Here is a 19,965-nt window from a genome sequence, read left to right on the forward strand (position 1 = left end):
GCCTGGCGAACATTGCCTCTCTGACGTTTACCCGTGTTGCCCTTCATCAAATTTCAACGTGTTATTTCCTGACAACAGCGGCTCATCACCCGTTATCCTGTGGCAAACTTTATGAAACGCATTCTGTTGACGGGCGGCAATTAAACGGCCACGTCTGTTCAGAAAAAGAACATAATTACGCTGTGCTGACAGATATCCTTAATTCCTTCAAATTTTTACCGTCAGGGACGACTACAATTCGTGGTTTGCAGGCTACCGTTTAAGCCCGCGCCCTGGAAAGACATAGCTGGAGAGCAACAACAACAATGAACAACCGATACCCTGTTATGAAAAAAGGTCTGATTGTGCTGGTGGTCATTGCCGTAGCCGCAGGCGGCTTTTACTGGTGGAAACATCCGGCACAGCCCAGCAGCGACGGTGACCTGTCTGGTCAGTCAGCACATGGCAAAAGAGGCAATGGCGCGCACAAACCGCTGGCTCCCGTTCAGGCGGCCAGCGCGGTGACAGAAAGTGTGCCGCAATACCTTAACGGGTTAGGCACCGTGACGGCCGCCAATACCGTGACGGTCCGCAGCAGGGTTGATGGAAACCTGATGTCTATCCACTTCACGGAAGGTCAGCAGGTCAAAGCCGGGCAGTTGTTAGCGGAGATTGACCCGCGCCCCTATCAGGTTGCGCTCATGCAGGCACAGGGCCAGTTGGCACGCGATCAGGCAACTCTGGCTAACGCTCGCCGCGATTTAGCCCGTTATCAAAAACTGGCGAAAACGTCGCTGGTGTCTCAGCAGGATCTGGACACACAGAACGCCCTGGTCAGTGAAACCCTGGGCACCATTAAAGCCGACGAAGGCAGTGTTGCCAGCGCCCAACTGAATCTGACTTACAGCCGCATCACCTCGCCGATTGATGGCCGTGTAGGCCTGAAGCAGGTTGATATTGGCAACTACATTACCAGCGGCGATACCAATGGCTTAGTGGTGATTACGCAAACGCATCCGGTGGACGTGGTGTTCAGCGTCGCTGAGAATAATATTAGTCAGATCATGCAGGCGCAGAAAAGTGGTGAACCCTTGCTGGTAGAAGCCTGGGATCGCAGCAATCAACATTTAATCACCCGCGGTAAGCTGCTCAGTCTGGATAACCAGATCGACGCCACGACCGGTACGATCAAAATCAAAGCGCGCTTTGATAATCAGGATGACCTGCTCTTCCCGAACCAGTTCGTCAACGCCCGGCTGAAGGTGAATACCTTGCAGGATGCAGTGGTTATTCCTGCCGCCGCGCTGCAAATGGGCAATGAAGGCCACTTTGTCTGGGTGATCAACAATGAAGACAAGGTCAGTAAGAAAAGCGTAACCGCCGGACTGCAGGACAGCCAAAAAGTAGTGATCAGCGCCGGACTCAACGCAGGCGACCGCGTCGTTACCGACGGGCTGGACCGCCTGACGGAAGGGGCAAAAGTCGAAGTGGTTGCCGCGCAGAGTCGCGCCACAAAAGAGACCCGTGCCAGCTTGCCGTCAAAAGGGGAATCTGAGTAATGCAGGTTATGCCTCCTGACCACAGCGGAGGGCCGTCACGCCAGTTTATCCTGCGTCCGGTCGCAACGACCTTACTGATGATCGCCATTCTTCTGGCTGGGATTTTGGGTTACCGCTTTTTGCCGGTCTCCGCCCTGCCGGAAGTGGACTATCCCACCATTCAGGTCGTTACTCTCTATCCCGGGGCCAGCCCGGATGTGGTGACCTCTTCGATTACCGCGCCCCTTGAACGTCAGTTCGGCCAGATGTCCGGACTCAAGCAGATGGCATCACAAAGTTCTGGCGGCGCCTCCATCGTTACTCTGCAGTTTCAGCTGACCCTGCCGCTCGACGTGGCAGAGCAGGAAGTGCAGGCGGCGATCAACTCCGCCAGCAACCTGCTGCCCAACGATCTGCCTAACCCGCCGGTTTACAGCAAAGTGAACCCGGCCGATCCGCCGATCATGACCCTGGCCGTTACCACCACCAGCATGCCATTAACCCAGGTGCAGGATATGGTGGAAACGCGCGTGGCACAGAAAATATCACAGGTCACGGGCGTTGGTCTGGTCACGCTGACGGGCGGTCAACGTCCCGCCGTGCGCGTGAAAATGAACACCCAGGCACTGGCCGCTATGGGGCTGACCAGTGAAGCGGTACGTACGGCCATCACGAATGCTAACGTTAACTCCGCGAAAGGCAGCCTGGATGGCCCTACCCGCTCGGTCACCCTTTCCGCCAATGATCAGATGAAATCCGTGGAGGATTATCGCCAGCTGATCGTCAGTTATAAAAATGGCGCCCCGGTGCGGCTGGCCGACGTGGCGACCATCGATCAGGGCGCAGAAAACAGCTGGCTGGGGGCCTGGTCTAATCGTGAACCGGCTATCGTGCTGAATGTGCAGCGCCAACCCGGTGCCAACATTATCGCCACGGCCGATAACATTCGTGCCATGCTGCCGTCGCTGATTGCCAGCCTGCCTAAATCCGTAGACGTGAAGCTGGTGACAGACCGCACCACCAATATTCGCGCGTCGGTCACTGACACACAGCATGAACTGATGCTGGCGATGGGGCTGGTGGTGATGATTATCTACCTGTTTCTTCGCAACGTCCCTGCAACCATTATTCCGGCCGTGGCGGTGCCGCTGTCGCTGATCGGCACCTTCGCCGCGATGTACTTCCTGGGGTTTTCGATCAACAACCTGACGCTGATGGCGCTCACCATCGCCACAGGCTTTGTGGTGGATGATGCCATCGTCGTGATCGAGAACATCTCACGCTATATCGAGAAAGGCGAAAAACCCATGACCGCCGCCCTGAAGGGCGCCGGCGAAATCGGCTTTACCATTATCTCGCTGACCTTTTCACTGATTGCGGTATTGATCCCGTTACTGTTTATGGGCGATGTGATTGGTCGTCTGTTCCGGGAGTTTGCGGTCACGCTGGCGGTGGCGATTCTGATTTCGGCCGTGGTGTCGCTCACCCTGACGCCGATGATGTGTGCACGCATGCTCAGCGCCGAATCACTGCGCAGGCAGAACCGCTTTTCCCGCGCCAGCGAAGCGATGTTTGATCGTATCATCGCGGTTTACGGCCGGGGGCTGAGCCGGGTGCTCAATCATCCCTGGCTGACGCTGTCCGTGGCGCTGGGAACCCTGCTGCTTACCGTGCTGTTATGGATCGCCATTCCCAAAGGGTTTTTCCCGCAGCAGGACAACGGCATTATTCAGGGCACCCTGCAGGCCCCGCAGTCGGTGTCCTATGCCAGTATGGCGGAACGCACCCGCGACGTCGCCTCGGTGATTATGAAAGATCCGGCGGTGCAAAGTCTCACCTCGTTTGTGGGCGTGGACGGCACCAATCCATCCCTTAACAGTGCCCGGTTGCAGATAAACCTTAAACCGCTGGATGCGCGCAGCGAACGTATTCCTGAGATTCAGCAACGCCTGCAACAGCAAGTCAGCAAGATCCCCGGCGTGACGTTATGGCTGCAGGCGGTTCAGGATTTGACAATCGATACCCAGGCCAGCCGAACGCCCTATCAGTTCACGCTGCAGTCCGGGTCGCTGGACTCACTCAGCACCTGGGTGCCCGCGCTGGTAAGTGCCTTGCAGAAACTGCCCGCGCTGCGTGATGTCAGCAGCGACTGGCAGGATCAGGGCCTGGAAGCCTATATCAAGGTCGATCGCGACAGCGCCAGCCGGTTGGGCATCAGCATGGCAGATGTGGACAATGCGCTCTACGACGCCTTTGGTCAGCGGCTGATCTCCACCATTTATACCCAGGCAAATCAGTACCGCGTGGTGCTGGAACAGGACAACAGCGCGATCCAGGGCCTGCCAAGTCTGGATGGCATTCGCCTGACCAGTACCGATGGCGGCAGCGTTCCCCTTAATGCTATCGCCAGTATTGAGCAGCGCCATGCGCCCTTAACGATCAACCACCTGAGCCAGTTTCCGTCTGCCACTTTCTCGTTTGATGTGGCAAAAGGCTACTCTCTGGAAGACGCAACAAAAGCCATCATCCAGGCCGAGGAACAGCTTGGCATGCCGTCAGAGGTGATGACCCAGTTCCAGGGCAGCACGCTGGCCTTTGAGGCCGCATTGACCAGCACGGTGTGGCTGATTGTGGCGGCGGTCGTGGCGATGTACATCGTCCTGGGCGTCCTGTATGAGAGTTTTATCCATCCCATTACCATTCTTTCAACGCTACCTACTGCGGGCGTAGGTGCGCTGCTGGCCCTGATGATAAGCGGTAACGAGCTGGATATTGTGGCGATCATCGGCATCATTTTGCTGATTGGTATCGTGAAAAAGAACGCCATCATGATGATTGACTTCGCCCTGGCCGCCGAGCGGGAACAGGGCATGAAGCCCTATGACGCCATTTACCAGGCCTGTTTGCTGCGCTTCCGCCCCATTCTGATGACCACCCTGGCGGCGCTGCTGGGGGCGTTACCGCTGATGCTCAGCACCGGCGTTGGCGCAGAATTACGGCAACCACTGGGGATTGCCATGGTCGGCGGCCTGATACTGAGCCAGGTTCTGACCCTGTTTACCACACCGGTGATTTATCTGCTGTTTGACCGTCTGGCGCACAATCTGCGTCGCCGCATCGGTCACACGGAGGAACCGTCGTGAAGTTCTTTGCGCTGTTCATCCATCGGCCGGTAGCCACCACGCTGCTCACGCTGGCGATTGCGCTGGCGGGGATACTGGGGTTCCGCCTGCTGCCGGTCGCGCCGCTGCCGCAGGTGGATTTTCCGGTCATAATGGTGTCGGCTTCTCTGCCCGGTGCCTCGCCGGAAACCATGGCCTCCTCGGTTGCCACGCCGCTGGAGCGCTCGCTGGGCCGCATCGCGGGCGTGAGTGAGATGACCTCCACCAGCTCCCTGGGATCGACCCGCATCATTATGGTTTTCGATTTCGATCGTGACATCAACGGCGCGGCGCGGGATGTGCAGGCGGCGATCAATGCCGCGCAGAGTCTGCTTCCCACGGGAATGCCTTCGCGCCCGACCTACCGCAAAGCGAACCCGTCTGATGCACCGATCATGATCATGACGCTGACCTCAGATCTGTACAGCCCGGCTCAGCTTTACGATTACGCGTCCACACAGCTGGCGCAGAAGCTGTCGCAGATTAACGGCGTGGGCGATGTGACCGTGGGCGGCAGCTCTTTGCCCGCGGTGCGCGTGGCGTTGAATCCGCAGGCGCTGTTTAACCAGGGCGTTTCGCTGGATGCAGTACGGCAGACGATTTCCAACGCCAACCAGCGCCGCCCACAGGGCGCGGTGGAAGACGGCCAGCAGCGCTGGCAGCTGCGCACTAACGATGCGCTACAAACTGCCAGTGAATATCAGCCGCTGGTGGTGCACTACAACAACGGCGCGGCGGTGCGCCTGTCGGATGTTGCCACGGTGCAGGATTCAGTCCAGGACGTGCGCAACGCCGGGATGTCGCGCGGTAAACCGGCAGTGTTACTGGTGATACGAAAAACCGCCGATGCGAACGTGATTGAAACGGTGGATCGCATTCGTGCCGAACTGCCCGAACTGCACGAGATCATTCCGGCTGCCATCAACCTTGAGGTGGCTCAGGACCGCTCCCCTACCATCCGCGCCTCTCTTGAGGAAGTGGAGCAGTCGCTGATGATTGCCGTTGCGTTGGTCATTCTGGTGGTGTTCGTGTTTTTACGCTCCGGCCGCGCCACGCTGATCCCCGCCGTTGCCGTGCCGGTATCCCTGATCGGCACCTTCGCCGCAATGTATTTGTGCGGCTTTAGCCTGAATAACCTGTCGCTGATGGCCCTGACGATCGCCACGGGTTTTGTGGTGGATGATGCGATTGTGGTGCTGGAAAACATCGCCCGCCATGTGGAAGCCGGGATGAAACCGATGGCGGCCGCACTGAAAGGGGTGCGTGAAGTCGGCTTTACCGTGCTGTCGATGAGCCTCTCCTTAATCGCGGTCTTCCTGCCGCTGCTCATGACAGGCGGATTGATTGGTCGCTTTTTTGCCGAATTCTCAATCACCCTGTCGGTCGCCATTCTGATTTCCCTGTTTGTCTCGGTCACGCTCACGCCAATGATGTGTGCTTATCTGCTCAAACCCCACGCGCCGCGCAGTCAACCTCAGCGACGGGGCGTTGGACGGCTGCTGCTGGCGGTTCAGCGCGGTTATGCCCGCTCGCTGACCGTTGTGCTCAATCATGCCCGCTGGGTACTGCTCCTGCTGCTGGGCACCGTGGCTCTGACGGTATGGCTGTTTATCAGTATTCCCAAAACCTTCCTGCCCGAGCAGGACACCGGCCGCCTGTCTGGCTTTATTTCGGCCGACCAAAGTATTTCGTTCCAGGCGATGCGCGGCAAGCTGGAAGATTTCATGAAAATTGTTGGCGCCGATCCGGACGTTTCCAGCGTGGTAGGCTTTACCGGCGGCATGCGCACCAACATGGGGTTGATGTTTATTTCTCTGAAACCCCTGTCTGAACGGAAAGACACGGCGCAGGCGGTGATTGCCCGCCTGCGTGCCAAACTGGCGAACGAACCCGGTGCCAATCTGTATCTTAATGCGGTGCAGGATATCCGGGTGGGCGGTCGCGAAGCCAATGCCAGCTATCAGTACTCGCTGCTGTCAGACGACCTTGCTGCGCTGCGCACCTGGGAACCTAAAATCCGTCAGGCCTTTACTGCCCTGCCGGAACTGGCTGACGTCAACTCCGACCAACAGGATAAGGGCAGTGAAATGGCCCTGACCTATGACCGCGCCAGCATGGCCCGGCTGGGGATCAACGTTTCAGAAGCCAACGCCCTGTTAAATGATGCCTTTGGGCAGCGGCAGATTTCCACTATTTATCAGCCGCTGAACCAGTACAAGGTCGTCATGGAAGTGGATCCCCGTTACACCCAGGACATTAGCGCCCTGAATCAGATGTTTGTGATCAACAGCGAGGGCAAACCGATTCCGCTCGCCTGGTTCGCCAAATGGCAACCGGCTAACGCACCTTTGTCGGTCAACCACGAGGGGCTGTCTGCCGCATCGACCATTTCCTTTAACCTGCCAGAAGGCGTGTCGCTGTCGCAGGCGTCGGAGGCCATTGAGCGCACCATGACCGCGCTGGGCGTACCCTCCAGCGTGCGTGGCAGCTTCGCCGGTACCGCGCAGGCTTTCCAGCAGTCACAGAGCAGCCAGCTGTGGCTGATGCTGGCCGCCATTGCGGCGGTCTACATTGTGCTGGGCATTCTTTATGAAAGCTATGTGCACCCGTTAACCATTCTTTCCACGCTGCCTTCGGCGGGCGTCGGTGCGCTGCTGGCGCTGGCGCTGTTTGATACGCCGTTCAGCCTGATTGCCCTGATCGGTATTCTGTTATTAATCGGGATCGTGAAAAAGAACGCCATCATGATGGTGGACTTTGCTCTTGAGGCAGAGCGCAACGGTAACCTGAGTCCGCGCGATGCCATTTTTCAGGCCTGCCTGCTGCGTTTTCGCCCTATTTTAATGACCACCCTGGCAGCGTTGTTTGGCGCACTCCCGCTGGTGCTGACCAGCGGAGATGGCGCGGAACTGCGCCAGCCGTTAGGCATTACCATTGCGGGTGGCCTGATCATGAGTCAGTTGCTCACCCTGTATACCACGCCGGTGGTGTACTTAATGATGGATAAACTGCGCCGTAAAAAGCGCACCCAGACGATCAATGCCACTCAGCATTAAGGGGTCACTATCATGCAGAGCGTAACTGTCCGCTGGCAGTTATGGATTGTCGCCTTTGGCTTCTTTATGCAGGCGCTGGATACCACGATCGTCAACACGGCGATCCCGTCAATGGCTCAGGATCTGGGCGTGAGCCCGCTGCATATGCATTCGGTCATTGTCGCGTATGTGTTAACGGTGGCGGTGACGCTGCCGCTGAGCGGCTGGCTGGCCGATCGGTTTGGCGTCAGAAATATCTTCTTTAGCGCTATCGTTCTGTTTAGCCTGGGGTCGCTGATGTGCGGGTTATCGAACACGCTGGATCAGCTGCTCGTCGCGCGGGTACTACAGGGCATCGGCGGCGCCATGATGGTGCCGGTGGGTCGCCTGACGGTGATGCGCATTGTGCCGCGCGATCAATATATGTCTGCAATGACATTCGTCACCCTGCCCGGCCAGGTGGGTCCGCTACTGGGTCCGGCGCTTGGCGGAGTGCTGGTGGAATATGCCAGCTGGCACTGGATTTTCCTGATTAACATCCCGGTTGGTGTGATCGGCGCCATCGCCACCTTAAAGCTGTTACCCAACTACGCCATGCCGCCACGACGCTTCGATTTTCTGGGTTTTATCCTGCTGGCAGTCGGTATGGCAACCCTGACGCTGGCCCTTGATGGTCAGCGCAGCAGCGGCGGCTCTGCGTTGTTGCTGGCGGCGATGATTCTGACAGGAATGGGGTCACTGCTGTTTTACCTGTTACATGCGCGCCATAACGACGATGCGCTGTTTAGCCTGAAGCTGTTTGATAATCGGGTGTTCTCTATTGGCTTACTCGGTAGCCTGGCGGGCCGCATCGGCAGCGGAATGTTGCCGTTTATGACGCCGCTTTTTTTACAGATCGGCATGGGTTTCAGCCCGTTTCATGCCGGTTTGATGATGATTGCGATGGTGCTGGGGAATATGGGCATGAAACGCATCGTGGTCCGTATCGTTAACCTGTTTGGCTACCGCAACGTGCTGGTGGGATCGACGGTGGGCCTGGCGCTGGTGGTCTTACTGTTTCCGCTGGTGGCGATGCTGGGCTGGACGGCCATGTTGCCGCTGGTGTTGTTTCTGCAGGGCATGGTGAATGCCATTCGCTTCTCCTCAATGAATACGCTGACGCTAAAGGAGTTGCCTGACGAACTGGCCTCCAGCGGCAACAGTCTGTTATCCATGATCATGCAGCTATCCATGAGTATCGGCGTTACCGTTGCGGGCCTGCTGCTGGGCGCCTTCGGCCAGTCGGCGCTGGAGCACCACGGGCTAAGCCATCAGGCCTTTATCTACGTTTATCTCTGTATGGCCCTGATTATTATTCTGCCTGCGCTGGTGTTCTGGCGCGTTCCGAAAGAAGAGAGTAAAAGCGTCGATCTGCGGCGCCGGAGAAGTGAATGAGATCGTTTCTGCGCGTTGGCATTGGTGCCAAGCTGTTTATGGCTATTTTCTCCACCTGCATGCTGGTGCTGATCACCATGCACTGGGGCGTCAGGCTGAGTTTTGAGCATGGCTTCGTGGACTACATTAAACGTGGTAATGAACAGCGACTGAATTTGCTGGGTGCAGCGCTGGCCGATCAGTACGAGCAGCATGGCAACTGGGACTTTCTGCGTAATAATGACCGACTGATTTTTACCATGCTGCGATCGCTGGAACAAAATCCCGACAGCAGTAATCAGCTTCCGCCGCACGGCTGGCGAACCCAGTTCTGGGTGCTCGATCAGCAGTACAAAGTGATGGTAGGCCCACGTTCACAGGTGCCGCCAGAGGGCATACGTCATAACATCACCACCAGCAACGGCAAAATCGTGGGCTGGATAATCAGCTCCCCGCCTGAACGCCTGACGCGCAGTACCGATATTAATTTTGATCAGCAACAGCGACGAACCAGTTGGTATATCGTTGGCCTCTCTACCCTGCTTGCCGCGCTGGTGACCTGGCTGATGGCGCGGGGCCTACTGGCGCCGGTCAAAAGGCTGGTGGACGGCACGCATCATCTTGCCGAAGGGAATTTAGCCACCCGTGTTGAGGTCAGCAGTCAGGATGAGCTGGGTCAGTTGGCCCATGACTTTAACCTGTTAGCCCGTTCGCTGGAAAAAAATGAGAGTATGCGCCGGGCATTTATGGCCGATATCTCCCATGAGTTACGCACGCCGCTGGCTATTTTACGCGGTGAACTGGAAGCCATGCAGGATGGCGTTCGTAAGCTGACGCCCGACGCCATTACCTCATTGCAAAGTGAGGTTGCCCTGTTAACCAAGCTGGTTGACGATTTACATCAGCTTTCTCTTTCTGACGTCGGCGCGCTGGCCTACCGCAAGCAGGCGACGGATCTGGTGCAGCTTATTGAGGTCAGCGCAGGCAACTTTACTGAGCGCTACCGGGCTCATGAGTTAACGCTGCATCTGGACATGCCTGAAGAAGCCCCTTTCTTTGGCGATCCCGATCGCCTGATGCAGTTGTTTATCAACCTGCTGGAAAACAGCCTGCGTTACACCGATGCCGGTGGCGAGGTCCGGGTACGTCTTTGGTATGACGCGCCCGACTGGCGAGTCATCATTGAAGACAGCGCACCCGGGGTGGATGGCGAGCAGCAGGCCAAAATTTTTGAGCGTTTTTTCCGTACCGAAGGTTCACGCAATCGCGCCAGCGGCGGCTCGGGGCTGGGCCTGGCTATCTGTAAAAACATCGTTGATGCGCATGGCGGCACCATAACCGCGACGCACGCTGATTTAGGTGGACTGAAAATCGCGCTACAATTGCGTTATGTTCCTCCCGTTTAGAAGACTATGAATCAGGAAAACGCATATCCGCTGATCCTTGTGGTTGAAGATGAACCCAAGCTGGCACAACTGATGATTGATTATTTACAGGCATCTAACTACCGGACTCATCACCTGGCGCACGGCAATGAAGTACTGGATTATGTTAACCAGACGCCGCCCGATCTTATCCTGCTGGATTTGATGCTGCCAGGTAAAGACGGGCTGACCCTGTGCCGTGAAATCCGGCGCGACTCTGAACTGCCGATTATTATGGTGACCGCGCGTACGGAAGAGATCGATCGCCTGCTCGGCCTTGAAATTGGCGCAGACGACTATGTCTGTAAGCCGTTCAGCCCGCGGGAAGTGGTTGCGCGCGTCAAAACCATTTTGCGTCGCGTCAAACGCTCGCCAGAAGACGCGCCGGTCGCATCGCTGCTGAAAGTGCACGAAAGCCGCTTTCAGGCCAGCTGGCGCGATGAGCCGCTCGATTTAACCCCTGCGGAATTTCGTTTGTTAAAAACGCTGTCCCTTGAGCCGGGGAAAGTCTTTTCCCGTGAGCAACTGTTAAACCATCTTTATGATGATTATCGCGTGGTCACCGACCGCACCATCGACAGCCATATCAAGAACCTGCGCAGGAAGCTGGAAAATCTGGACAGCGAGCAGCCTTTCATCCGCGCCGTGTACGGCATGGGCTATCGCTGGGAAGCCGATATTTGTCATTTGATTTAGATTGATTCAGATCAATTTACTTCCTTTTTCTCACTGCCTACAATTCCGCATCTTTTGCAGGGTTTAGCCCTGCACGTGCCGCCCAGGCGGCATGCTGACCTGATATCAGTGAGTTCATCATGAAACCAGAATTGCTTTCTCCAGCCGGGACGCTGAAGAATATGCGTTACGCCTTTGCCTACGGCGCGGACGCCGTGTACGCCGGCCAGCCGCGCTACAGCCTGCGCGTGCGTAACAACGAATTCAGCCATGAAAACCTGGCGAAGGGCATTAATGAAGCCCATGAACTGGGTAAAAAGTTTTACGTCGTTGTGAATATTGCCCCGCATAACGCCAAGCTGAAAACCTTTATCCGCGACTTAACGCCGGTGATTGAGATGCAGCCGGACGCGTTGATTATGTCCGATCCCGGATTAATCATGCTGGTGCGTGAGGCGTTTCCGTCCATGCCCATTCACTTATCCGTTCAGGCCAATGCCGTTAACTGGGCAACGGTGAAGTTCTGGCAGCAAATGGGGCTAAGTCGGGTGATTTTGTCACGTGAACTGTCTCTGGAAGAGATCGCCGAGATTCGCCAGCAGGTGCCTGAAATGGAGCTGGAAGTGTTCGTACACGGTGCGCTGTGTATGGCCTATTCCGGGCGCTGCCTGCTTTCCGGTTACATGAATAAGCGCGATCCAAACCAGGGAACCTGCACCAATGCCTGCCGCTGGGAATACCAGTTGCAGGAAGCTAAGCAGGATGAGGTGGGGAATATTGTTGAAATCCATCAGCCGGTTACCGTGCAGGACGTAACGCCAACCCTGGGCATCGGCCAACCCAGCGACAAGGTATTTCTGCTGGAAGAGAAGATGAAACCTGGTGAGATGATGAGTGCCTTTGAGGATGAGCACGGCACCTACATTATGAATTCGAAAGACTTGCGTGCCGTGGCGCATGTTGAACGGCTCAGCCAGATGGGCGTTCACTCATTAAAAATTGAAGGCCGGACCAAATCCTACTATTACTGCGCTCGCACCGCTCAGGTCTATCGCAAAGCCATTGACGATGCCGTCGAGGGCAAACCCTTTAATCCCGCTCTTCTGGAAACGCTGGAGGGCCTGGCGCATCGCGGCTACACCGAAGGCTTTTTACGCCGTCATACCCATGACAGCTACCAGAATTACCAGAACGGCTATTCCATCTCGGAACGTCAGCAGTTTGTCGGCGAATTCAGCGGCGAGCTGCGTGATGGCTGGGCGGAAGTGGTGGTGAAAAATAAATTTGCCCTGCACGACAGCCTGGAGATCATGACGCCCGCCGGCAACCTGATTTGTACGCTGGATGCCCTGCAAAACAGCCGGGGCGAGCCGACGGAGGTGGCGCCGGGAGACGGACATCGCGTCTGGATGAAGGTGCCGCCTGATGTTGACCTGCAATTTGCGTTGCTGCTGCGCAACTTTACTGCGGGTCAGGATACACGCGATCCGCACGCCACGCGCGTGCCAGCTTGACACATTTTGACAAAAGCAAGAGTAGGATCACAGACGGCTTAATTTTGCTGTTCTATAGTGCTGCCTGCTACCAATGAGTAACAATTATCAGCAGCTGTAACTGGATCCACCTCATTCACCCGCCCGGCTCCCCCGTGCGGGTTTTCTTTTTTCTCCTTTTCGCCAATCATTTTTCTTCTCCGGCTATGCTATAACCACTCACTACGCTTTAGATCTCCAAGGAACAGATAATGGACAAACAATCGCTTACGCTGCTGATCCTGAACGGTAAAGGCGCAGGCAATGATGATCTACGTGAAGCGGTCACTAAGCTGCGCGATGAGGGCTACAACATTGCCGTGCGCGTGACGTATGAAAAAGGCGACGGCGAGCGCTACGTCGAAGAAGCCCTGGAATTACAGGCTGAAACCGTGGTGGCAGGCGGCGGCGATGGCACCGTCAATGAAATCGCCACCGCCCTGGCGTCCGTCAACGTCGCCGACCGTCCTGTCTTAGGCATTATTCCCCTGGGGACGGCCAACGATTTTGCGACCAGCGTCGGCATTCCTGAAGAAATCGAGCCTGCGCTGCGTCTGGCGATTCAGGGCAAAGCCTACGATATCGACCTGGCCCGGGTGAATCAGCATCACTACTTTATCAACATGGCGACCGGCGGCTTCGGTACACGTATTACCACTGAAACGCCGGAAAAACTCAAATCAGCCCTGGGTGGCGTCTCCTACTTCATTCACGGGCTGATGCGCATGGACACGCTCAAGCCCGACAGCTGTGAAATCACCGGACCTGATTTTAGCTGGCAGGGTGATGCGCTGGTCATTGGCATTGGTAACGGCCGTCAGGCTGGCGGCGGTCAGCGTTTGTGTCCCGCTGCGTTGATCAACGACGGCCTGCTCGACATCAGCGTGGTCACGGCGCAGGAGTTACTGCCTACCCTGCTGCACTCACTGACCGGCGGCGATGAGGACAATCCCAGCATTATTTCCACCCGTCTATCGTCCCTGACGATCCGCTCATCGCATGAGATGACGTTTAATCTCGATGGCGAACCGCTGTCCGGACAGGAGTTTACGATTGATGTTATGCCAGGTGCGCTAAGCTGTCGCCTGCCACCGCAGTGCGCCTTGCTGAGCTAAGTTAACCGGGAGTGAAGACTCCCAGCTTAGATGTAAACAGTTCGTGATTGCATTCACAATTTCGTCACGCCAACTTGTATGGTAGTCGCGGGGCGCGTAATTTTTCATCCTTACCGCCGGAATGGCCTGTCGCTCCCTCCGCCACAAGGATGCATGATGCTGCAAATTGACCACCTTCCCGCTGATGTTAAACGCCCCGCCTACGACCGTAGCCAGCTTAAAACCCGAATGATACACATCGGGTTTGGTGCCTTTCATCGCGCCCACCAGGCGTTATGTAGCGATAAGCTGGCTGAACTGGGCAGCGACTGGGGTTACTGCGAGGTGAATTTGAACAGCGGCGCTCTTATTCAGGCGCTGCGGGAACAGGACCTGCTCTACACGCTGACAGAAAAGAGCGACGATGCTGTAGAAACCCGCGTAATCGGCATTATCACGTCCGCGTTGCATGGCAAAACGGACGGTATCGAGGCCGTCATTGAGGCGCTGTGTCAGCCTGACGTGGCGATTGTATCAATGACCGTGACAGAGAAAGGCTACTGTCATCTGCCCGCCAGCGGCGACCTTGACGTTCAGCACGCGGATATTCAGCACGATCTGGCGCAGCCGGACCAGCCGCACTCTCTGCCGGGTCTGATTGTCGCGGCAATCCGCCGCCGCCGTGAACGGGGAGTCGCGCCATTTAGCGTGATGTCCTGCGACAATATGCCAGAAAACGGCCGCGTAACCCGTAATGTCGTGATGCAGCTGGCCCGGCACTACGATGCCTCCCTGGCTGACTATATCCAACAGAACCTCACCTTTCCCTCCACCATGGTGGACCGTATCGTGCCCGCCATGAATGACGCGGCATTTGACGCCCTGCAACAGCGCATCGGTTCACGGGATCCGGTCGCCGTTGAAGCTGAACCTTTTTTCCAGTGGGTGATCGAGGACCATTTTGTCAGCGGCCGACCGGACTGGGATAAAGCGGGCGCTCAACTGGTGCAGGATGTTCTGCCGTTTGAGCAGATGAAGTTGCGCATGCTCAATGGCAGCCATTCGTTTTTAGCTTACCTTGGCTATCTTGCCGGTTACGAACACATCAGCGACTGTATGGCTGATGACGCGTTTCGCGCAGCGGCACGGGCGCTGATGGTCAATGAGCAGGCACCTACGCTGACCATTCAGGATGTCGATTTATCCGCCTATGCCGATGCGCTTATCGCCCGCTTTGCCAATCGGGCGATTAAGCATCGGACTTATCAGATTGCGACCGACGGGACCCAGAAGCTGCCCCAGCGCTTTCTCGACAGCCTGCGTTGGCATCTGGACCACGGCACGCCGTGTCCCTTGCTGCTGCTGGGCATCGCGGCCTGGATGCGCTATGTCAGCGCAGTGGACGAAAAAGGCGAGCCCATCGAGATCCGCGATCCGCTGAACGCACAACTGGCCACTTGCGTAGCGGAAAGTGATGACGGTGAAGCTCGCGTGCGGGCGTTACTCAACATCAGCAGGGTATTTGGCGACGATCTTGCTAAAAACGATGCGCTGGTGAAACAACTTACCGCCTGTTACCTGCAGCTTGCCGCTCAGGGAGCCCGTGCCAGCGTCCAGCAGGCCATTGCCGGTCCTGAGGTCTGATGCGATCGCCTGATGCCCAGGCCGAAGATAAAACGGACAGCGATATGACACTTTCTTACACCATTACCACCAGCGAACCGGTGAATCAGCAGGTTTACCGCTATCTGCGCCGCGATATCGTGACGTGCGTAATTCAGCCGGGCGCACTGCTCTCGGAAAAAGAGGTTTCCGCCCGGTTCAACCTCTCACGTCAGCCAGTGCGGGAAGCCTTTATCAAGCTCGCGGAGGCCGGTCTGGTTCAGATCCTGCCGCAGCGCGGCACCTTTGTGCGCAGGATCTCGGCTAAACGGGTCGAAGATGGTCGTTTCATTCGTGAGGCCGTGGAGATTGCCGTGGTCCGTCGCGCTGCTGAGGAAATCGCAGAGTCAGGGCTGATGGCGCTGGAGCATAACCTGCAACTGCAACGCATCACCGCTGCCCGTGGCGATAGCCAGATGTTCTTAAGCCTGGACGATGAGTTTCATCGCCTCATCGCTGAGAGCATCGGCTGTCCACTGGCGTGGGAAACGGTTGAAAACATCAAAGCCACCATGGACCGGGTACGCTATTTAACCCTGAATGACGTTGCACCCGCCGAAACCCTGATAGAACAGCATGATGCTATTTTTGCGGCGCTGAAGGCAAACGATCCCGGCAAGGCTGAGGCGGCGTTGCGCCATCATTTGCAGGCCATGATGTTTTCGATCACCCCAGTCATCAAGCAAAACAGCGCCTGGTTTGAAGAGGATTAACGCCTTGCCAGTCTGCAAGGCGAAACACGATGGGCTACCACCACTGATGGAAATGGTGCACCGGCCCAATCCCGTTGCCCACTTCCAGCGAATCTGCCGCCAGTAATGCCTGCTGCAGCCAGGCTTTCGCTTCACTGATCGTCGCTTCCCAGCTGTCATGCCGGGGACGTAAGGCCGCGAGCGCGGCGGACAGCGTACAGCCAGTGCCGTGCGTATGACGCGTGTTTACCCGCACGCTGCTAAAGCGCTGACGCCCTGCCCGGGTCAGCAGCCAGTCCGGGCTTTCATCACCATCGAGATGACCGCCTTTCATCAGCACTGCCTGGCAGCCCAGCGCCAGTAGCGCTTCGCCCTGGGTGAGCATCTCATCTTCATTGAGGGCAACCTGGCATCCCAGCAGTGCAGCGGCTTCGGGCAGGTTTGGCGTAATCAATGACACCTGTGGCAATAAACGCTCTCGCACACAGGCAATCGCATCCGGATTCAGCAGGGCATCGCCGCTTTTAGCCACCATCACCGTATCCAGCACCACAAAGGGAATTTCCCGCCGCTGCAGGCCATGGGCCACCCGCTCGACAATTTCTGTTTCAGACAGCATGCCAATCTTCGCACTGTCGATGCGCACATCATCCAGCACCGAGTCCAGCTGGGCGGTCACAAACTCTGGCGCAACAGGGTATACCGACTGCACGCCGCAGGTATTCTGCGCCACCAGCGCCGTGATCACACTGGTACCGTACGCGCCCAGTGCAGAGAAGGTTTTCAGATCGGCCTGGATACCGGCCCCGCCGCTGGGATCGGTCCCTGCAATCGTCAGGGCATTAATGCGTTTCATCAGGTGCCTCCAGCGTCCAGAGTGCATCCAGGAAAGCAGGCGCAAAGCTACCCGGTCCATCTGCATCCTGCGCGGCCTTTTCTCCAGCCAGCGCCATCACCCGACAGGCGCAGGCGATGTTGATCAGTCGGTCACCTGGCAAACAGGCAAAGGCCGCAACCACCGCTGAAAGCGCACAGCCGGTGCCGACCACCCGCGTCATTAACGGCGAGCCGCCCGTAATCGCCCAGGTGCGCTGCCCATCGGTGACATAGTCTACTTCGCCGGTCACGACTACACAGGTATCAAAAGCTTTTGCCAGCTGTTGGGCAGCCTGCAGCGCGGCTTCGGCCGAATGCAGGCTGTCAACACCGCGTCCGCCTGCTGCCTGCTGCGCCAGCGCCAGAATCTCTGAGGCATTGCCGCGTACCACTGCAGGCGACTGCGCGAGTAGCTGCTTGCAAAACGCGGTGCGCAGCGTCAGCGCGCCGACCGCCACCGGATCCAGTGTCCAGGGCGTGCCCGCCTGGTTTGCTGCAAGCACCGCAGCCTGCATCGCTTGCTTACGATCGTGGGTTAGCGTACCGACATTGATAAGCAGCGCATCGGCAACCGCGCTAAACTGCGCCGCTTCTTCAGCGTCGATGACCATGGCCGGAGAGGCATTAAGGGCGAGTAAAACGTTAGCGGTTAGCGTTTGCACCACATCGTTGGTCATACAGTGCACCAGCGGTGACTGACGGCGAAACTGTTGCAGAATGGGCGCGCATTGCGCATCAGAAAGATGTTGCGGTTGATGTGTCATCATAACTCCCAACCGGCGGACAAGAAGGCGAATGCGGTCAGGCATCAGACTTCCCTACGCTGGCATTATCCAGATCAGGTAATACGGGTTTTTCTCAGCCTTCACAAAGAAGGGCACCCCGAGTCGTCAGGTAAATTCACTTTACCCGTCATCAGCATAAGGTTGAGCCACTGGCAAAGCAACCTTGCCCGCATCAAATCAGATCGTTTAATCCGGGTTTATATTCAACACGCCTTCTTGGGCTTATTCTTGAGATAACAATTATTTACTCAGAGTATCCTGATGAAAACTGGCTTCAGCCTGGTCGCATATTTTATAAAACTGGCGTTACTCATGTCAGGATTGATGCTGGCATTTCAGGCGAGTGCCGCCCCCAGTTTTTCATGTGCGCATCCCAGCGCAATCGAAAAGGTGATTTGTCAGAGCCAGACGTTATCGGCAAAAGATCGGTTAATGGCGCATTTTTTTGATCTCGCGAAAAAAAACGCCACGGCCGGACCTTCGGGGCTCATTACCGCACAACGGCAATGGTTAAAAAACCTGACTAAAATGTGTCTCACTGACCCTCAAGAAAAACGCATTGAAGGATACTACGATCAACGGCTTTTTGAACTCGCTGTCATGGTTCTTTATACCCATCATGGCGAAGCCATTAAGCAAATCCGTAAAACAAATCCCGAGTTAGTGAATATATACGAGGCGATTTATCAGTTTACTTCTCTTCCAGCAGGTTCAACCAGGCATAATAAGGTCACCGAACTCATTCGACCCGCTTTCGAAGTAACAGATAACCACATATTCGAAGATAAAATTCCTGATGCAGAAAGCGCAGCAGAAAATACCAACAACTTCGGCATGTTTCTCTGGCTCATTGCCGAAAATAATCCAGAATCACTTATTATCCCCTGCGAGGCATTTTTACGGCATCCACAAAATATCGTCTGGCTGGAACCGCTGGCCGGTGGTGCAATTGACAGCCGAACCCCCATCAGTGACTGCGAACAAACTCAGCCCACACTGCCGTTGTTTAAGCAATTTATTCAACTGGCGGAAGATGCCACCCCTGTTAGCACAGGGACCATTCGTTTTACAATTTATGCCATTACGCGGGCGGAAATGTCGGCCACGTTAAGTCACAGCATGAAGTATTTAAAGTCCATCCAATACGGAAAAAATAGCTTATCTGACGACGCACAGCAGTTTATCAAGCAGCATACTGAAGGCTACCAGAATAGCCTTATTGAGCTGGCACACTACTACCAACATGCGTTTAACATGCCGGCGGATACGGCGAATAGCGAAGCCAGACGTTCAATCACGATCCTGCTAAATAACATTACCGATGATGAGTAATAAAAAATGCAAAAAGACGATGAATCGCCATCTAATATCAAAGGCTTAATTAGCTTACCGCTGATTATGATTATTGCACTTCTGATGATTATGGCTTATACATCTGTGTCTTCTGGTACATTTATCTTTTCTTTAATAGGGGGCACTTTAATATTAATAAGCTGGGCAATGTGGTTAATATGCGAACTTGTTGCATCTATTTGGGAACGCCGTTGGAAAGATGTCGCGAAAGTTATTTCCCTGCCATTCATTTTCGCTGGCTTACTGTTCCTTTCTGTCACAGAAATTAACTATATCAAGCTCTTTTTTATTTACCCCAGTTATTATCCCCTTTTTGATATTGCACAATACTACACTCATCAGCCAGTCATCATAAAATGGGATGAGTTTAATGAGGGATTTACCGATCTCGTCTATGCACCTGAAGGTCAGTGGCAAGCCGAGTGCATTTTTGACCGCTGTTCAAAAAAACGTGATCCCGAGCTTAGTATCGTGACCCAACCGTTGATTGGCCACTTCTATCTTCAGGATACGTTGTGGCGTTAACGCCTGTTCAACTGATCAGGGTCGTCATCACCTTATGGTTTCTCTCTGCAAAGCTTTGCGTTGATATGAAAAATTCTCTGCAACCTTTTGCATGATCTGGATCAACTCCCTTCCCTACAAAAAAAGGCTTAATGCTGCGGGCTCTAAATTTGCACGTAATAGCCGTGAAAGCCGTTTCACTATTTAACAATAATATTCGCCCCTGTTACATCATCTATTAA

15 protein-coding genes and 1 riboswitch are annotated in these 19,965 nt (G+C 55.7%); of the genes, 12 read left to right on the forward strand and 3 right to left on the reverse strand.

Annotated features, from left to right (window positions below; all coding sequences use genetic code 11):
- Positions 1-305: 305 nt before the first annotated feature.
- The 7 genes from DFO57_RS13535 to yegQ all read left to right on the forward strand — a co-directional run bounded on the left by DFO57_RS13535 (position 306) and on the right by yegQ (position 12,739).
- Positions 306-1,538, forward strand: coding sequence for an MdtA/MuxA family multidrug efflux RND transporter periplasmic adaptor subunit (locus DFO57_RS13535; protein ID WP_014605441.1), 1,233 nt, complete (start codon positions 306-308; stop codon positions 1,536-1,538).
- Complete coding sequence (locus tag DFO57_RS13540) at positions 1,538-4,660, forward strand: MdtB/MuxB family multidrug efflux RND transporter permease subunit (RefSeq protein ID WP_022623403.1); 3,123 nt, start codon at positions 1,538-1,540, stop codon at positions 4,658-4,660. The genes DFO57_RS13535 and DFO57_RS13540 overlap by 1 nt, the downstream gene beginning before the upstream one ends.
- Positions 4,657-7,734: a multidrug efflux RND transporter permease subunit MdtC gene (gene mdtC, locus DFO57_RS13545; protein WP_028715330.1), complete on the forward strand. Its 3,078-nt coding sequence runs from the start codon at positions 4,657-4,659 to the stop codon at positions 7,732-7,734. Before DFO57_RS13540 ends, mdtC begins: the two co-directional genes overlap by 4 nt.
- 12 nt (positions 7,735-7,746) lie before the next feature.
- Positions 7,747-9,147 carry an MFS transporter gene (locus DFO57_RS13550; RefSeq protein WP_078828794.1) on the forward strand — a complete coding sequence of 467 codons (1,401 nt, stop codon included), beginning with the start codon at positions 7,747-7,749 and terminating at the stop codon, positions 9,145-9,147.
- The gene (gene baeS / locus DFO57_RS13555) at positions 9,144-10,532 is read left to right on the forward strand and encodes a two-component system sensor histidine kinase BaeS (RefSeq protein WP_014594091.1); all 1,389 of its coding nucleotides are present in this window, start codon (positions 9,144-9,146) and stop codon (positions 10,530-10,532) included. The genes DFO57_RS13550 and baeS overlap by 4 nt, the downstream gene beginning before the upstream one ends.
- Before the next feature lie 6 nt (positions 10,533-10,538).
- Complete coding sequence (gene baeR, locus DFO57_RS13560; protein WP_013026399.1) at positions 10,539-11,246, forward strand: two-component system response regulator BaeR; 708 nt, start codon at positions 10,539-10,541, stop codon at positions 11,244-11,246.
- 116 nt (positions 11,247-11,362) lie between these two features.
- On the forward strand, positions 11,363-12,739 hold the full coding sequence (yegQ, locus tag DFO57_RS13565; protein WP_110015423.1) for a tRNA 5-hydroxyuridine modification protein YegQ: 1,377 nt from the start codon (positions 11,363-11,365) through the stop codon (positions 12,737-12,739).
- A gap of 38 nt (positions 12,740-12,777) precedes the next feature.
- On the opposite strand, the gene DFO57_RS23005 is transcribed toward yegQ, so the two are convergent.
- Positions 12,778-12,909, reverse strand: a complete 132-nt coding sequence (locus tag DFO57_RS23005) for a hypothetical protein (protein WP_019106532.1) — start codon at positions 12,907-12,909, stop codon at positions 12,778-12,780.
- 60 nt (positions 12,910-12,969) lie between these two features.
- Here DFO57_RS23005 and yegS point away from each other — a divergent pair, with 60 nt between their 5' ends.
- The 3 genes from yegS (at position 12,970) to DFO57_RS13580 (ending at position 16,226) form a co-directional block, all read left to right on the forward strand.
- Positions 12,970-13,872, forward strand: coding sequence for a lipid kinase YegS (gene yegS, locus DFO57_RS13570; RefSeq protein WP_014594093.1), 903 nt, complete (start codon positions 12,970-12,972; stop codon positions 13,870-13,872).
- Between the two features lie 156 nt (positions 13,873-14,028).
- Positions 14,029-15,495 carry a mannitol dehydrogenase family protein gene (locus DFO57_RS13575; RefSeq protein ID WP_024471930.1) on the forward strand — a complete coding sequence of 489 codons (1,467 nt, stop codon included), beginning with the start codon at positions 14,029-14,031 and terminating at the stop codon, positions 15,493-15,495.
- A 44-nt stretch (positions 15,496-15,539) separates the two neighbouring features.
- Positions 15,540-16,226 carry a GntR family transcriptional regulator gene (locus DFO57_RS13580; protein ID WP_013026403.1) on the forward strand — a complete coding sequence of 229 codons (687 nt, stop codon included), beginning with the start codon at positions 15,540-15,542 and terminating at the stop codon, positions 16,224-16,226.
- A gap of 34 nt (positions 16,227-16,260) precedes the next feature.
- Here the strand turns inward: DFO57_RS13580 and thiD are convergent, their stop codons facing one another.
- Together thiD and thiM are read right to left on the reverse strand one after the other, a co-directional pair.
- Complete coding sequence (thiD, locus tag DFO57_RS13585; RefSeq protein ID WP_105076788.1) at positions 16,261-17,061, reverse strand: bifunctional hydroxymethylpyrimidine kinase/phosphomethylpyrimidine kinase; 801 nt, start codon at positions 17,059-17,061, stop codon at positions 16,261-16,263.
- A complete protein-coding gene (thiM, locus tag DFO57_RS13590; protein WP_233255863.1) occupies positions 17,048-17,848 on the reverse strand; it encodes a hydroxyethylthiazole kinase in 801 nt (266 codons plus the stop codon). Before thiM ends, thiD begins: the two co-directional genes overlap by 14 nt.
- A gap of 31 nt (positions 17,849-17,879) precedes the next feature.
- Positions 17,880-17,976, reverse strand: a riboswitch (TPP riboswitch).
- Positions 17,977-18,127: 151 nt separating this feature from the next.
- Here thiM and DFO57_RS13595 point away from each other — a divergent pair.
- Complete coding sequence (locus tag DFO57_RS13595) at positions 18,128-19,198, forward strand: lysozyme inhibitor LprI family protein (RefSeq protein WP_110015425.1); 1,071 nt, start codon at positions 18,128-18,130, stop codon at positions 19,196-19,198.
- Positions 19,199-19,204: 6 nt separating this feature from the next.
- Positions 19,205-19,744 (forward strand): hypothetical protein, encoded by a 540-nt coding sequence (locus DFO57_RS13600; protein ID WP_110015426.1) that lies wholly within the window; start codon positions 19,205-19,207, stop codon positions 19,742-19,744.
- The last annotated feature ends 221 nt before the right edge of the window (positions 19,745-19,965 follow it).

The organism is Pantoea sp. AG702, from assembly GCF_003182295.1.
GTDB lineage: Bacteria > Pseudomonadota > Gammaproteobacteria > Enterobacterales > Enterobacteriaceae > Pantoea > Pantoea ananatis.

Coding starts and splice junctions, on each gene's coding strand:
- DFO57_RS13535 (WP_014605441.1), top strand. CDS start 306: ATGAACAACCGATACCCTGTTATGAAAAAAGGTCTGATTGTGCTGGTG.
- DFO57_RS13540 (WP_022623403.1), top strand. CDS start 1,538: ATGCAGGTTATGCCTCCTGACCACAGCGGAGGGCCGTCACGCCAGTTT.
- DFO57_RS13550 (WP_078828794.1), top strand. CDS start 7,747: ATGCAGAGCGTAACTGTCCGCTGGCAGTTATGGATTGTCGCCTTTGGC.
- baeS (WP_014594091.1), top strand. CDS start 9,144: ATGAGATCGTTTCTGCGCGTTGGCATTGGTGCCAAGCTGTTTATGGCT.
- baeR (WP_013026399.1), top strand. CDS start 10,539: ATGAATCAGGAAAACGCATATCCGCTGATCCTTGTGGTTGAAGATGAA.
- DFO57_RS23005 (WP_019106532.1), bottom strand. CDS start 12,909: ATGATTGGCGAAAAGGAGAAAAAAGAAAACCCGCACGGGGGAGCCGGG.
- yegS (WP_014594093.1), top strand. CDS start 12,970: ATGGACAAACAATCGCTTACGCTGCTGATCCTGAACGGTAAAGGCGCA.
- DFO57_RS13575 (WP_024471930.1), top strand. CDS start 14,029: ATGCTGCAAATTGACCACCTTCCCGCTGATGTTAAACGCCCCGCCTAC.
- DFO57_RS13580 (WP_013026403.1), top strand. CDS start 15,540: ATGACACTTTCTTACACCATTACCACCAGCGAACCGGTGAATCAGCAG.
- thiD (WP_105076788.1), bottom strand. CDS start 17,061: ATGAAACGCATTAATGCCCTGACGATTGCAGGGACCGATCCCAGCGGC.
- thiM (WP_233255863.1), bottom strand. CDS start 17,848: ATGATGACACATCAACCGCAACATCTTTCTGATGCGCAATGCGCGCCC.
- DFO57_RS13595 (WP_110015425.1), top strand. CDS start 18,128: ATGAAAACTGGCTTCAGCCTGGTCGCATATTTTATAAAACTGGCGTTA.
- DFO57_RS13600 (WP_110015426.1), top strand. CDS start 19,205: ATGCAAAAAGACGATGAATCGCCATCTAATATCAAAGGCTTAATTAGC.